Below are 13,411 nucleotides of genomic sequence, written 5' to 3'. Positions count from 1 at the left end.
TCGAGGAGGCGGTCCGCACCACTGCGGGCCGCCTCCTTCGTGCATCGTCGGCACGTTCCACGCCCGCCCTCAGCGACCGCGGTTAGCCTCGCGGGGTGCTGATGCAGAAGACGACCCTCGCCCGCTCCGCCGCCACGCTCGCGCTGGCGGCCGGCCTCGTGACCGGCCTCACCGCCTGCGGCGCGGGCTCGCCCGTCGACAACATCGTGGGTGGCGCGGTCGACAGCGGCATCGAGAGCCTCAAGGGCACGGCGCAGAAGGCCGTCGAGGACGCCGCCGGGGAGGCGCTGAACGGTGCCGGCATCACGACCGACGGCACCCTGCCCGCGAGTTTCCCGACCGAGGTCCCGCTCGTCCCCGGGACGACCCGCGGTGGGGGAGCCGGTCCCGACGGCACCGGCTGGGTGGCCCAGATCGCGGTCTCGGGTGCCGACCAGTTCACCGTCGCCCAACAGCAGCTCGAGGCCGCCGGGTTCACGGCCTCCGGGGTCGACACCGACGCCGAGAGCGGCTTCGGCACGTTCACGGGTTCCGCTTACCGCGTCGTGCTCACCGTCTCGACCGACAGCGAGGGCCAGGCGAACGCCACCTACGTCGTCACGTCCGTCTGAGCGACCGCGGCGCATCCCGACGGACTGTGCGAGTCCCGCGGGTCTCGGCGAGTCCCGGGGCCCGACGGTCGCGTCAGGCGAAGAGGGTCTCGCCCACCCAGCCGTCCTGCGACGCCCCCGGCGGAACGGCGAAGATGCCCGATCCGACGTGCTTCACGTACTCGTTCATCCGGTCGTTCCGCGACAGCGCCTGCTGGATGGGCACGTACTGTCGCCGCGGGTCCCGGTTGAAGGCGATGAAGAACAGCCCGGCGTTGAGGCGGCCGAGTTCGTCGTTGCCGTCGACGAAGTTGTAGCCGCGGCGCAGCAGCGTGGCCCCGTCGTTGTTCTGGGGGTGCGCCAGGGCGACGTGCGAGTCGGGTGCGATGGCCGGCCCGCCACCGGTCGGGGCGGACGCGGCGAAGTCGGGGACCGTGAACTCGGTGCCGCCCGAGAGCGGAGCCCCCTCGCCCTTGTCCCGACCCACGACCGTTTGCTGCTCGGCCAGCGAGGCGTGGTCCCACGTCTCGATCGTCATGCGGATCTTGCGCGCGACGAGGTACGAGCCGCCGCTCATCCACCCGGCGCCGTCGGACGCGGTCGCCCAGACGCCGTCCTCCACCGCGGTGACGTCCTCGGCCTTGACGTTGGCCGTGCCGTCCTTGAAGCCGAAGAGGTTGCGGGGCGTCGTCTGGCCACGGGTCGTCGACGAGGTCCGACCGAATCCCAGCTGCGACCACCGCAGGGAGGCGCGGCCGAAGGCGATCCGCGAGAGGTTGCGGATCGCGTGCACCGCGACCTGCGGGTCGTCGCTGCAGGCCTGTACGCACAGGTCGCCGCCGCTCGCGGCCGCCACGAGCTGGTCGCCCGAGAAGTGGGGCAGGTCGACGAGGGCCGGAGGCCGCTTCGAGGCGAGCCCGAAACGGTCGGTGCCGTCGCTCGTGGTGAACAGCGACGGACCGAAGCCGATCGTCACGGTCAGCCCGGCCGCGGGCAGACCCGTGGCCTCGCCCGTGTCGTCCGGCGGCGCCAGGGGGCTGCCGCCCGTGGCGCCCGTCGGGCTGACGTCGAGGCCGGCCGTCAGCCTCGACGCGGCGTAGCTCCAGTCCTTCAGCAGCTCGACGAGTTCGGCGCGGGAGACCCCGTCCGCCACGTCGAACGAGGCGAAGTGCAGGCGGTCCTGCGCGGCGGTGACGATGCCCGACTGGTGCCGACCGAAGAACGGGTACGACGCCGAGGCCCCGGAGGACCCGTCGGCGTGGGCCTGCACGGCTCGGTCCGTGCCGATCCCGACCCCGAGGCCGAGGACGCCGGCTCCGACGCCCGTCCCGACGAGCCCCAGCAGACCGCGGCGCGAGAGGCCGCCTCCCTCCGTCACCGTCAGGCGACCAGCGCGGAGGTCAGCTCGCTGAGCGGCTCGCTGAGGGCGTTGACGGCATCCGACAGCTTCTTCTTGTCGGCGTCGGTCAGGTCGGTGTACGACGGGTACCCCGTGTCGAGGCTGCCGTATCCCGCGAGCAGCGTCTCGACCTTCGTCAGCCGGTCGTCGATGGAGGTCGCCAGCTCGGGGTCCTTCTGGTCGACGATGTCGCGCACGCCGTCGAACGCCACCCGGGCGCCCTCGAGGTTGCCCTGGAAGTCGTAGAGGTCGGTGTGCGACCAGATCTCTTCCTCGCCGGTGATCTTGCCGGTGGCCACCTCGTCCATCAGGCCGACCGCGCCGTTGGCGATCGCGTCGATCCCGACCGTGAAGTCGTCCGCGGTGACCTCGTCGTAGAGGTCCTTCGTGTCGCTCGTCAGCAGGCCGGCGTAGTGGGCACGTTCGTCGGCCGTCAGGGGGACGTACGCCGCGCCTCCGTTCTCGGACGCCGCGGGCTGCCAGAGGTCCTTCTCGATGCGGTGCCATCCGGTCCACTCGGTGCCGGCTTCGACGTCGGCCTCGCGGAAGTCGATCTTCGGGTCGAGGTCGCCGAACGACTCGGCCACCGGCTCGATGCGCTCGTAGTGCGCCCGCGCCGACGGGTAGAGCGACCGGGCCTTCTCGTCGTCGCCGGCGGTGTACGCGGCGAGGAACTCGTCGGTCGCCGTGACGAGCTGCCCGGTCTGGTCCTTCACGTAGCCCACGTAGGCCGTCGCCGCGGCGTCGATCTGCTGCTTCTCGCTGCCCGTCGCCTCGACGGCCGCGCCCGAGTCGGTCACCGTGAAGGAGGCGCGGACGCCTTCTCCGACGAGTCCCGGGACGCAGGCGGTGTAGTAGTCGCCGGCCGGCACCGAGACCGTCATCGAGCCCGTCGTGCCGGGGCCGATGTTCTCCTTCTCGCTGATGATGCGGAGACCGTCGTCGGCGAGCAGTTCGAACTCGCTGTTGTCGCTGCCGGTGTTCGTCATGGTGAACGTGACGGGGCCGCTCGGGACCGAGGTGGTCGAGAGCGAACACGTGTCGTCGGAGCCGTCGACGGTCACGGCGGTGGCCGCGGAGGAGCCGGCGGGAGCGTTCGCGACGCAGCCGGTCAGGGCCAGCGCGAGGGCGGCGACGCCCGAGGCGACGGCGAGGGGGCGGAGGGGGCTGGCGATCATCGTGATGCTCCTGCGGTGCGGGGTGACGGGGTGGTCGAGGGGACGGACGTGCCGAGGGTCGCGGACGAGCCGGACGGGGTCGTGGTGCCGGGTCGACGTCGGCGGGTCGCCCGCACGAAGAGGGGGACGACGACGGCGAGGTAGGCGAGCCAGACGACGACCTGCAGCCAGCTCGGCGTCGGGGTGAAGTTGACGAGCCCCTGGAGCAGGGTGCCGTACCAGCTGGTCGGCGGAACGGCAGCGCTCACGTCGAAGGCCAGGGAGGCACGGCCCGGCAGCACGGACGCCTCCTGCAGGTCGCCCACCCCGTAGGCGAGGACGCCCGCCGCGACGACGACGAGGAAGTAGCCGGTCACCCGGAAGAACCGGGCGACGTCGAGGCGGACCACGCCACGGTAGATCGCCACCTGGACGGCGACCGCCGTGACGATGCCGAGGAGCGCACCCACCAGCGGCGTCGCGCCGCCGCCGGTCGACTGCACGGTGGCCCAGACGAAGAGAGCGGTCTCGATGCCCTCGCGACCGACCGAGAGGAAGGCCAGCGCGACGACCGCCCAGGCGCCGCCCCCGAGGGCTCGCTCGAGGCCCGACTCGAGTTCGCCGCGCAGGCCGCGCGCGGTGCGGGCCATCCAGAAGACCATCCAGGTCACGAAGCCCACGGCCACGATCGAGAGACCGCCGCCGATGATCTCCTGGGCTTGGAAGGTCAGCCCGTAGGTGCCGAAGGTGAGCACGGCGCCGAGGCCGAGCGAGAGGACGACCGCGGCGCCCACGCCCAGCCAGAGGCGGGGGAGGACGTCGCGTCGGCCGACCTTGACCACGTAGGCGATGAGGATGCCGACCACGAGAGCGGCCTCGAGGCCCTCTCGGAGTCCGATGAGGTAGTTGGCGAGCACGGGGACGGCTTTCTCGGGGGAGTGGAGCTCGTCGTCGAGCAGGATGAGGATCAGGGACGCGGTCGACCGGTCGGACCGCAGAGGGACCGAACGGACTGGTATGGTTAGGCTAACCTCACTAAGGGCACCCTGAGCCAGACCGACAGTAGTGCGGCGCGGCATATCCTGTCCAGTGATGAACTCCTCCGCCTCGCCGACGCCCGCGTCGCCCTCGACCGCCGGCGACCCTCGGCTCGAGCGCGTGCTCTTCGTCCACGCCCACCCCGACGACGAGACCATCACCACGGGTGGCACCATCGCCGCGATGGTCGAGGCCGGTGCCGCGGTCACCGTCGTGACCTGCACCCGGGGCGAACTGGGCGAGGTGATCCCCGACGACCTCGCCGCCCTCCGGGTCGACCAGGCCGCCCTCGCCGTCCACCGAGAGGGCGAGATCGCCGCCGCCATGCGAGACCTCGGCGTCGACGACCACCGGTTCCTCGGTTCGGCCGGTGCCCGCACGCCGGGGCTCCCCGAACGGGTCTATCGCGACAGCGGCATGGTCTGGCGGTCGGACGGCGTGGCCGGGCCGACGCCCGACCTGCACCCCGCCGCATTCTGCGCCGCCGAGTTCGGCGAGGTCGTGAGCGACCTGTCGGCCGTCGTCCAGTCCGTGCGCCCGACCGCGATCATCAGCTACGACGAGGACGGCGGGTACCACCACCCCGACCACGTCCGGGCCAACCGGGTCGCCGTACGTGCCGCCCGCCTCGTCGGCGTGCCGTTCTTCGCGATCGTGGCCGGTGCCGAGTCGGCCGTGGGGGCGGAGGCCGAGGCCCTCGCCACCGACGACACCGTGCTGACGACCGACACGCGTCACGTGGCTCCTCGCAAGCTCGCCGCACTCCGCGACCACCGCAGTCAGGTCGAGGTCGTCGACCTCCCGGGTGGCCGGGCCGGCATCCGGTTCCCCCACGGTGCCGTCGAGCCCGTGACCGTCCGCGAGTCGTTCCGCTTCGTGCCCGAGCCGACGGTGGACGAGGGCGATTCCGAGATGGCCCGGATGACGACGGGCGGACGCGTCGTCGCGCTCGTCCTGGCGCTCGCCGCCGGGGCCGTGTTCGGCACCATCGGCACCGTCATGCATCAGTCGACGATCACCGTCGCCGGCTCGCCGTTCTGGTCCGGGCTCGTGCTCGCGTTGCTCATGAGCCTCACGCTCCTCGCCGGTCTCCGCTCGGTCTTCGGCTCGCGGGCGGTGGCCGGGGCCGCCGCCGTCGGTCTCATCGGGGCGCTCGTCGTCCTGTGGCAGGCGAGTCCCGGGGGGTCGATCCTCGTGCCCGACAACACGCCCGCCCTGGTCTGGCTCGGCGGAGTGTTCCTGATCTGCCTCGTGGTGCTCGGGTGGCCGCGATTGCGGGGCCCGGCCGCCGGGGGAGCGACGCCGCCCCGCGACGCGGCCCGCGCCTCCTCGGTCGAGGCACAGCCGGCAGACGATAAGCTGGACGCCCTGCCCGACGCGAAGGGAACCCCCCAGACGTGACGTACGTGATCGCACTTCCCTGTGTCGATGTCAAAGACCGTGCCTGCATCGACGAGTGCCCCGTCGACTGCATCTACGAGGGCGAACGCTCGCTCTACATCCACCCCGACGAATGCGTCGACTGCGGTGCGTGCGAGCCCGTCTGCCCGGTCGAGGCCATCTACTACGAAGACGACCTGCCCGACAAGTGGGCCGAGTACTACAAGGCCAACGTCGAGTTCTTCGACGAGATCGGCTCGCCCGGTGGCGCGGCCAAGGTCGGCGTCATCGCCAAGGACCACCCCGTGATCTCGGCGCTGCCCCCTCAGGGCGCCGGCGCCTAGGACGGCCCCCGTGGCGCTCGACCTGCCCGAGTTCCCCTGGGACGCCCTGGTGCCGTACGCGGCCACCGCCCGGCGCCACCCCGGAGGCATCGTCGACCTCAGCGTCGGTTCGCCCGTCGATCCGACGCCCGAGGTCGTCCGTGAGGCCCTCGCGGTCGCGACCGACGCCCACTCGTACCCGCAGGTCGCCGGCACCCCGGCCCTGCGGTCGGCCATCTCGGAGTGGTACGCGCGCCGCCGAGGGGTGACCGGACTCGGCGACGCGAACGTCCTGCCGACCATCGGCTCGAAAGAACTCATCGCTGGCATGGCTCTCTGGCTGGGCATCGGTCCGGGCGACACGGTGGTCTACCCGACGAACGCCTACCCGACCTACGCGCTCGGCGCCGCCCTCGTCGGAGCGACGGCCCTCGCCTCCGACGACCCGGCCGAGTGGCCCGTCTCGACGAAGCTGGTCTGGTTGAACAGCCCGGGCAACCCCGACGGGGCCGTGCTGGGCTTCGAGGCTCTCCGCGCCGCCGTTGCCCGTGCGCGTGAACTCGGTGCCGTGATCGCCGGCGACGAGTGCTATGCCGAACTCGGGTGGACGGGCGAGTGGGCCGACCGCCCCACGCCCTGCATCCTCGACCCACGCGTGGTCGGCGACGACCTCCGCGGCGTCGTCTCGGTCTACTCGCTCAGCAAGCAGTCGAACCTCGCCGGGTACCGCGCGGGCTTCGTCGCGGGCTGCGACCACGTGCTCGGGCAGCTCCTCGCCGTGCGCAAGCACGCGGGCCTCATGCCGCCGGCCCCGGTGCAGCAGGCCATGGTCGTCGCCTTGGCCGACGAGGCCCACGTGGTCGAGCAGAAGGCGCGGTACGCGGCCCGCCGAGCGCGCCTCCTGCCCGCTCTCGAGGCAGCGGGGTTCCGCATCGACCGCAGCGAGGCCGGCCTGTACCTCTGGGCCACGCGGGACGAGGACGCCTGGGCCTCGGTGTCCTGGCTCGCCGAGCGTGGCGTGCTCGTCGCCCCGGGGTCGTTCTACGGGCCCGCCGGTGATCGCCACGTCCGCGTGGCACTCACGACGACCGACGAGCGCATCGACGCCGCCGTGGGGCGACTCGGCGGCTGACCGCTAGGCTGACCGGGTGACTGACACTGCCAACGACGCCCAGAAGGCCACGCTGCAGTTCCCGGGGGGAACAGCCGAGTTCCCGATCGTCGCGAGCACCGAGGGTGCCTCGGCGATCGACATCTCGACGTTCACCAAGCAGACCGGTTACACGACCCTCGACACGGGCTTCGTGAACACCTCCAACGCCCGAAGCACGATCACCTACATCGACGGTGATCAGGGCATCCTGCGCTACCGGGGCTATCCGATCGAACAAGTCGCCGAGAACTCGACCTACCTCGAGACGGCCTGGCTGTTGATCTACGGCGAACTGCCCACCCCCGACCAGCTCGCCGACTTCGACGCGCGCATCCGGCGGCACACGCTGCTGCACGAAGACCTGCGCCGCTTCTTCGACGCCCTGCCGCACAACGCCCACCCGATGTCGGTGCTGTCGAGCGCGGTCGGCGCACTGTCGACGTTCTACGAAGACAGCATGAGCGTGCACGATCCCGAGCAGGTCGAGCTCCAGACCGTCCGACTGCTGGCGAAGCTGCCGGTCATCGCGGCGTACGCACACAAGAAGAGCCTCGGCCAGGCGTTCCTCTACCCCGACAACTCGCTCAGCTTCGTCGACAACTTCCTCAAGCTGAACTTCGGCACGATGGCCGAGCCGTACGAGGTGAACCCCGTCCTGTCGAAGGCGCTCGAACGCCTGCTCATCCTGCACGAGGACCACGAACAGAACGCGTCGACCTCGACCGTGCGTCTCGTCGGCTCGACGCAGGCCAACATGTTCTCGTCGATCTCGGCGGGCATCAGCGCCCTCTACGGGCCGCTGCACGGCGGGGCCAACGAGGCCGTCCTCAAGATGCTCGCCGAGATCCGCGACAGCGGCCAGGGTGTCGAGCGATTCGTCGAGCGGGTCAAGAACAAAGAGGCCGGCGTCAAGCTGATGGGCTTCGGCCACCGGGTCTACAAGAACTACGACCCGCGCGCCAAGCTCGTCAAGGAGAGCGCCACCGAGGTGCTCGAATCGCTCGGCGTGAAGGACGACCTGCTCGACATCGCGATGGAGCTCGAGGGCATCGCCCTGGCCGACGACTACTTCGTCGAGCGCAAGCTCTACCCGAACGTCGACTTCTACACGGGCGTCATCTACAAGGCGATGGGGTTCCCGCCCCGCATGTTCACGGTGCTCTTCGCCATCGGTCGCCTCCCCGGCTGGATCGCCCACTGGCGCGAGATGAACACCGACCCGACGACCAAGATCGGCCGCCCCCAGCAGTTGTACCTGGGCGCGACCGAACGCGATTGGCCGCAGCGCTAGTCCGCCGGATCGATCGGCACGACGCGAGGGGGTGGGCACGACGCCGGGTTCAGACCTGGGGTCGTGCCCACCCCTTTCGTCGTGGTGCTCGTCGAAGACCTATGCGTGCAACTGCGAGTTGAGCGTGATGCCGTGGCCCTTGCGGGGCAGCACCTCGACGGCGCCGGTCAGCGAGTTGCGGCGGAAGAGCAGTCCGGGCTGGCCCGAGAGCTCGACGGCCTTGACCGTCTGCGGCGAACCGTCGTTGGTCGGGGTGCCGCCCACGACGACGACCTTGGTGCCCGCCGTCACGTAGAGCCCGGCCTCGACGACGGTGTCGTCGCCGATCGCGATGCCGATGCCGGCGTTGGCGCCGAGCAGGGCGCGGGCGCCGATCGTCACCCGCTGGGTGCCGCCGCCCGACAGCGTGCCCATGATCGAGGCTCCGCCGCCGATGTCGGACCCGTCACCCACGACGACGCCCTGGGAGATGCGGCCCTCGACCATCGACGACCCGAGCGTGCCCGCGTTGAAGTTCACGAACCCCTCGTGCATGACCGTGGTGCCGGGGGCCAGGTGGGCACCGAGCCTCACCCGCGACGCGTCGGCGATGCGGACGCGGTCGGGCGAGACGTAGTCGAGCATGCGGGGGAACTTGTCGATGCCGGTCGCGACGATGCCGGCACGCTGCAGCCTCGGACGGAGCCGTGCGAAGTCGTCGGGGTGGACCGGCCCCGCGTTCGTCCAGGTGACGATGGGCAGGTGCGCGAACACGCCGTCGAGGTTGACCGTGTTGGGCTCGACGAGGAGGTGGCTCAGCAGGTGCAGTCGCAGGTACGCGTCGGGCGTGGACGCAGGAGGCGCGCTCAGGTCGATCTCGACGGTCACCGGGACGAGGTCGACCGCGCGGCGCTCGTCGGGTCCGGCCGCGTCGGCCAGCTCGGCCGGGACGATCTCGGGGTCACGGTCGGCCGGGAGGGTGCCGAGCCGGGGGGAGGGGAACCAGGTGTCGAGCGTGGTGCCGTCGTGCGAGACGGTCGCGAGGCCGTACCCGTAGGCGTGGGTCGGGGCGGTGGCGGTGGCGTCGGAAGTCATGGACCCGAGCGTATCGGCAGCCGCCGACGGACCGCTTCGGAGGTGACCCGTGCCCTGGCCCCGTAAACTCGCCCGCATGGCACCGATCGACCTCTCCGTCTCGCCCGTGGACGTCACCAGGCAGCTCTGCGACATCCGATCGGAGTCGGGCGACGAACGCCTCGTCGCCGACGAGATCTGGTCCACGCTCGACGGTTGCGACCACCTCGAGTTGTTCCGTGACGGCGACGCGATCGTCGCCCGGACCCGGCTCGGCCGGGCCTCGCGGGTCGTCATCGCCGGTCACATCGACACGGTGCCGATCAACGACAACGTGCCCACGCGCTACGAGACCGAGGACGGGGTCGACTACCTCTGGGGTCGCGGCACCGTCGACATGAAGGCCGGCTGTGCCGTTCACCTGAGGCTCGCGGTCGAGTTGACCGAGCCCGGCGTCGACGTCACCTGGGTCTGGTACGACCACGAAGAGGTCTCCGACGCCCTGAACGGCCTGGGCCGCCTCGCGCGGGCCCGACCCGACCTGTTGGCCGGCGACTTCGCCGTCCTGGGCGAACCGAGCAACAGCGGGGTCGAAGGGGGCTGCAACGGCAACCTGCGCGCCGAGATCCGCACCTTCGGCGCCCGCTCGCACAGCGCCCGCTCGTGGGTCGGCGACAACGCCATCCACAAGGCCGCGCCGATCCTCGACGTGCTGGCGGCCTACGAGGCGCGAGAGGTCGAGGTCGACGGGCTCGTCTACCGCGAGGGCCTCAACGCCGTGGGCATCACGGGCGGCGTGGCCGGCAACGTCATCCCCGACGAGTGCATGGTGCACGTCAACTACCGGTTCGCCCCGAGCCGCAGCGGCGACGAGGCCGTCGCCCACGTCCGCGAGCTCTTCGAGGGCTTCGACGTCACGATCGTCGACCTCGCCCCCGGGGCCCGGCCCGGTCTGGACGCCCCGCTGGCACAGCAGTTCCTGCGTGCCGTGGGCGGCGAGGCCAAGCCTAAGTACGGGTGGACGGACGTCGCGCGGTTCTCCGCGCTCGGCGTCCCCGCGGTCAACTACGGTCCGGGTGACCCGATGCTGGCCCACCACGACGACGAGCGGGTGCCCGTGCAGCAGATCCTCGACAACGAGCGCGGACTGCGGGCGTGGCTGACGGCCTGACCGTCGACGACGCGAGTCGCGCCTCCTCGTCCCCGTCGACGCGGCACGATCCCCGACGACCGACCTCGGCGTCGCGGCGCCTCCTGTTGCGCTACCGGCTCACGCCGTGGTGGGCCCGGGTGCTCGTGGTGTTCGTCCTGTCGCGCGCCGTCAGCACGATCGCGCTGCTCACCTTCGCCGGTGCCCAGCAGGCCAACGCGTGGACCCTCGCGAGCCCGGACTACGGCAGCTTCGCCACGATCTGGGACGGTCACTGGTACAACATCATCGCCGTGGTGGGGTACCCGCGCGACCTCCCCATCACCGGCGACGGCCACGTCGGAGAGAACGCCTGGGCGTTCATGCCCGCCTACCCGTTCGTCGTCCGTGGGCTGATGGGCCTGACGGGCCTGTCGTTCGCGGCGCTGGCCGTCGTCGTGTCTGTCGCCTGTGCCGCGGGGACGGCCCTGTTGTTCTACCGCCTCATGCGGCACGCGCTGCCCGAGTCGACCTCGTTGTTCGCGGTCGTCCTGTTCTGCGTGGCGCCCCTGTCGCCGCTGCTGCAGGTGGCCTACGCCGAGTCGATGTTCCTGCTGCTGCTCTGCGCGAGCCTGCTCATGCTGGTGCGGCGGCAGTACCTGGCGATGCTGCCGGTCGTGCTGATCATGTCCTTCACGCGGCCCGGAGCCCTTCCGCTCGCCCTGGCGATCGGTCTCCACGGGGTGCTGCGCTGGTGGCGCCGGCACGACGATCCCTTCCCGGTGCGCGAGCGCGTCCGGGTGGCGGTGTCGACGGCGGCCACGGGCGTGTTCGGCGTCGCCTGGCTCGTCGTCGCCGGCGCGGTCACGGGGGTGCCGGGGGCGTACACCGAGACCGAACTCGCCTGGCGGGCGCCCTACATCGGCTTCGGACCGCTCGTGCCGTTCACCCCGTGGGTCGACGGGGCGAACTGGTGGTTTCCGGGTGGTTCCGGCATCGCCCTCCTCGTGGTCACGCTCGTGGCGTTCGGAGCCCTGCTGCTGTCGCCGTGGGCACGCCGGACGAGCACCGACCTGAGGCTGTGGGGCGTCGCCTACGGGCTCTACCTGCTGGCGGTGTTCTTCCCGCAGTCCAGCACCTTCCGGCTCCTGATGCCGCTCTTCCCCCTGCTGGGCGTCCTCGCGGTGCCGCGCTCGAAGGTCTACCGGGCGCTGCTCGTCGCCGTGTTCGTGGCGGCACAGTGGGTGTGGCTCTACTACTGCTGGTGGGTGAACGGGTACGACTGGACGCCGCCGTGATCGGCCGGGGAACGGCGTCGTTTAGGTCGGGGGCCCGAAATCACGGATAATGGGACCAGCAACTTGCGAAAGGGGACTATCTGATGGCAGCCATGAAGCCGAGGACCGGCGACGGGCCTATGGAAGCCGTTAAGGAGGGCCGTCTCATCATCGTGCGTGTTCCGCTCGAGGGTGGGGGACGCCTCGTGGTGTCGGTCAACGACGACGAAGCCAAAGAGTTGCACGACGCCCTCGCCGGCGTCGTCAGCGCCTAGTCGGCCGCCTCCTTAATAACCCCGGACGCCCCGCCCGCCGCACCTGCGGCGCGCGGGGCGTCCGTGCGCGTGCCCGCCTCCGTGCGCGTGCCCGCCTCCGTGCGCTGGCTACCGCGCCGGTTGCCTGCTGCACGGGCAGGGAGCCCGGCGGGGGAGCGTCACCGCTTGATCAGCGAGAGCAGCCCGTCGCCCGCCGTCGAGAGCGAGCTGATCACGGCCGGTGAGGTGGACACCTCGGTCAGCAAGGTGCGGAAGCCCGTGGTCGTGCTGTCGCGGACGGCGGGATTGGCCACCCGTCCGTGCCAGAGTGCGTGCGCGACGAGGACGAGTCCGCCCGGGCGGGCGAGGCGCAGGCCGTGCTCGACGTACTCGATGACCGAGCCGGGGTCGGCGTCGACGAAGACGATGTCGTACGAGTTCTCGTTCATCCGGGGCAACACGTCGGCGGCACGGCCGGCGATCATGCGGAAGCGGCTGGCAGGGATGCCCGCCTGCAGGTAGGCGTCCCGGGCGGCCTGCTGGTGCTCGATCTCGCGGTCGATGGTCGTCAGGACGGCCGCGGGGGCGCCCGAGAGCAACCAGAGCCCGCTGACGCCCAGGCCCGTACCGACCTCGATGATCGACGAGGCGTTCGAGGCGGCGGCGACGACCGCGAGCTGGGCGCCGACCGCCGGCGAGACGGCCTCGACCCCGACCTCCAACGAATGCTGTCGAGCCTCGGCGATCGCGTCGCTCTCGGTGACGAGTTCTTCCGCGAACTTCCAACTTGACTCTATCTGCGACACACCCACTCCTCGAAAGGCCAACTCTAGGGGGTTCCCCGAGTCGTCACCGGTTAGTCTGCTTGCGTGTCCATGTTCGGTCTGACGTTCGACAAGCTGCTCATCATCGGTGTGCTCGCGGTCTTCCTGCTCGGTCCCGAACGACTGCCCGGCTACGCGGCGAAGCTCGCCCAGCTCGTCCGGACGGTGCGCGACATGGCCAACGGCGCGAAGACGCGCATGCGCGACGAGATGGGCCCCGAGTTCGACGATGTCGAGTGGCAGAAGCTCGACCCCCGTCAGTACGACCCGCGGCGCATCATCCGCGACGCCTTGCTCGACGGCACGGATGGCGCCCCCAAGCCCTCGGCGCCGAGCATGGCGACGGCCGGTGCCGCCGCCGCGGCTGTGTCCGCAGGGTTGCCGGGGGGTCGTTCCCCCGCGCAGGTGGTGCCGCTCGCGACGGGCGAGGTGCCGCCGTACGACTCCGAGGCGACCTGACCCGCCTGCGGCACCGCGCCTCCTGACCTCGTCGCCCGCCTCGTGGTCTGCCGTCCCGTGGCTCCTCGCCCCCAGCTCCTCACT

Annotated in this window: 14 protein-coding genes; 9 read left to right on the top strand and 5 right to left on the bottom strand. The window is 71.2% G+C overall.

The genetic code is table 11. The features are described from left to right. Positions 1-95 precede the first annotated feature (95 nt). Positions 96-611, top strand: a complete 516-nt coding sequence (locus tag IFT36_RS02280; protein ID WP_200412320.1) for a hypothetical protein — start codon at positions 96-98, stop codon at positions 609-611. Between the two features lie 73 nt (positions 612-684). On the opposite strand, the gene efeB is transcribed toward IFT36_RS02280, so the two are convergent. The 3 genes from efeB to efeU are packed head-to-tail and all read right to left on the bottom strand — an operon-like array spanning position 685 to position 4,063. Continuing rightward, positions 685-1,974 carry an iron uptake transporter deferrochelatase/peroxidase subunit gene (gene efeB, locus IFT36_RS02275; RefSeq protein ID WP_200412332.1) on the bottom strand — a complete coding sequence of 430 codons (1,290 nt, stop codon included), beginning with the start codon at positions 1,972-1,974 and terminating at the stop codon, positions 685-687. Continuing rightward, positions 1,971-3,167, bottom strand: a complete 1,197-nt coding sequence (efeO, locus tag IFT36_RS02270) for an iron uptake system protein EfeO (protein ID WP_056048703.1) — start codon at positions 3,165-3,167, stop codon at positions 1,971-1,973. Before efeO ends, efeB begins: the two co-directional genes overlap by 4 nt. Further along, a complete protein-coding gene (efeU, locus tag IFT36_RS02265; protein ID WP_056048699.1) occupies positions 3,164-4,063 on the bottom strand; it encodes an iron uptake transporter permease EfeU in 900 nt (299 codons plus the stop codon). The genes efeO and efeU overlap by 4 nt, the downstream gene beginning before the upstream one ends. A gap of 175 nt (positions 4,064-4,238) precedes the next feature. On the opposite strand from efeU, the gene IFT36_RS02260 reads away from it, so the two are divergent. From IFT36_RS02260 to IFT36_RS02245, 4 genes are read left to right on the top strand one after another with little or no spacing between them, the layout of a single operon-like run. After that, complete coding sequence (locus IFT36_RS02260; protein ID WP_192122741.1) at positions 4,239-5,585, top strand: PIG-L family deacetylase; 1,347 nt, start codon at positions 4,239-4,241, stop codon at positions 5,583-5,585. Continuing rightward, a complete protein-coding gene (gene fdxA, locus IFT36_RS02255) occupies positions 5,582-5,908 on the top strand; it encodes a ferredoxin (RefSeq protein WP_043595461.1) in 327 nt (108 codons plus the stop codon). Before IFT36_RS02260 ends, fdxA begins: the two co-directional genes overlap by 4 nt. Before the next feature lie 10 nt (positions 5,909-5,918). After that, complete coding sequence (gene dapC / locus IFT36_RS02250; protein ID WP_056048692.1) at positions 5,919-7,019, top strand: succinyldiaminopimelate transaminase; 1,101 nt, start codon at positions 5,919-5,921, stop codon at positions 7,017-7,019. A gap of 16 nt (positions 7,020-7,035) precedes the next feature. Beyond that, positions 7,036-8,331 (top strand): citrate synthase, encoded by a 1,296-nt coding sequence (locus tag IFT36_RS02245; RefSeq protein WP_082460573.1) that lies wholly within the window; start codon positions 7,036-7,038, stop codon positions 8,329-8,331. 99 nt (positions 8,332-8,430) lie between these two features. Here IFT36_RS02245 and dapD read toward each other — a convergent pair whose 3' ends face one another. Continuing rightward, on the bottom strand, positions 8,431-9,405 hold the full coding sequence (dapD, locus tag IFT36_RS02240; protein WP_056048688.1) for a 2,3,4,5-tetrahydropyridine-2,6-dicarboxylate N-succinyltransferase: 975 nt from the start codon (positions 9,403-9,405) through the stop codon (positions 8,431-8,433). Between the two features lie 76 nt (positions 9,406-9,481). On the opposite strand from dapD, the gene dapE reads away from it, so the two are divergent. The 3 genes from dapE to IFT36_RS02225 all read left to right on the top strand — a co-directional run bounded on the left by dapE (position 9,482) and on the right by IFT36_RS02225 (position 12,065). Continuing rightward, a complete protein-coding gene (gene dapE, locus IFT36_RS02235) occupies positions 9,482-10,555 on the top strand; it encodes a succinyl-diaminopimelate desuccinylase (RefSeq protein WP_056048684.1) in 1,074 nt (357 codons plus the stop codon). After that, the gene (locus IFT36_RS02230) at positions 10,540-11,811 is read left to right on the top strand and encodes a hypothetical protein (RefSeq protein WP_307785000.1); all 1,272 of its coding nucleotides are present in this window, start codon (positions 10,540-10,542) and stop codon (positions 11,809-11,811) included. The genes dapE and IFT36_RS02230 overlap by 16 nt, the downstream gene beginning before the upstream one ends. Positions 11,812-11,894: 83 nt before the next feature. After that, complete coding sequence (locus tag IFT36_RS02225; RefSeq protein WP_071256769.1) at positions 11,895-12,065, top strand: DUF3117 domain-containing protein; 171 nt, start codon at positions 11,895-11,897, stop codon at positions 12,063-12,065. 158 nt (positions 12,066-12,223) lie between these two features. On the opposite strand, the gene IFT36_RS02220 is transcribed toward IFT36_RS02225, so the two are convergent. Continuing rightward, a complete protein-coding gene (locus IFT36_RS02220; protein ID WP_159827108.1) occupies positions 12,224-12,850 on the bottom strand; it encodes an O-methyltransferase in 627 nt (208 codons plus the stop codon). A 69-nt stretch (positions 12,851-12,919) separates the two neighbouring features. On the opposite strand from IFT36_RS02220, the gene IFT36_RS02215 reads away from it, so the two are divergent. After that, complete coding sequence (locus IFT36_RS02215) at positions 12,920-13,327, top strand: Sec-independent protein translocase family protein (protein ID WP_056048676.1); 408 nt, start codon at positions 12,920-12,922, stop codon at positions 13,325-13,327. The last annotated feature ends 84 nt before the right edge of the window (positions 13,328-13,411 follow it).

It is taken from the genome of Frigoribacterium sp. CFBP 13605 (assembly GCF_014839405.1).
In the GTDB taxonomy this organism is placed as follows: Bacteria; Actinomycetota; Actinomycetes; order Actinomycetales; family Microbacteriaceae; genus Frigoribacterium.
Note: the sequence above shows the minus strand (reverse complement) of the source record. Positions and strands in the feature narration are given on the sequence as shown.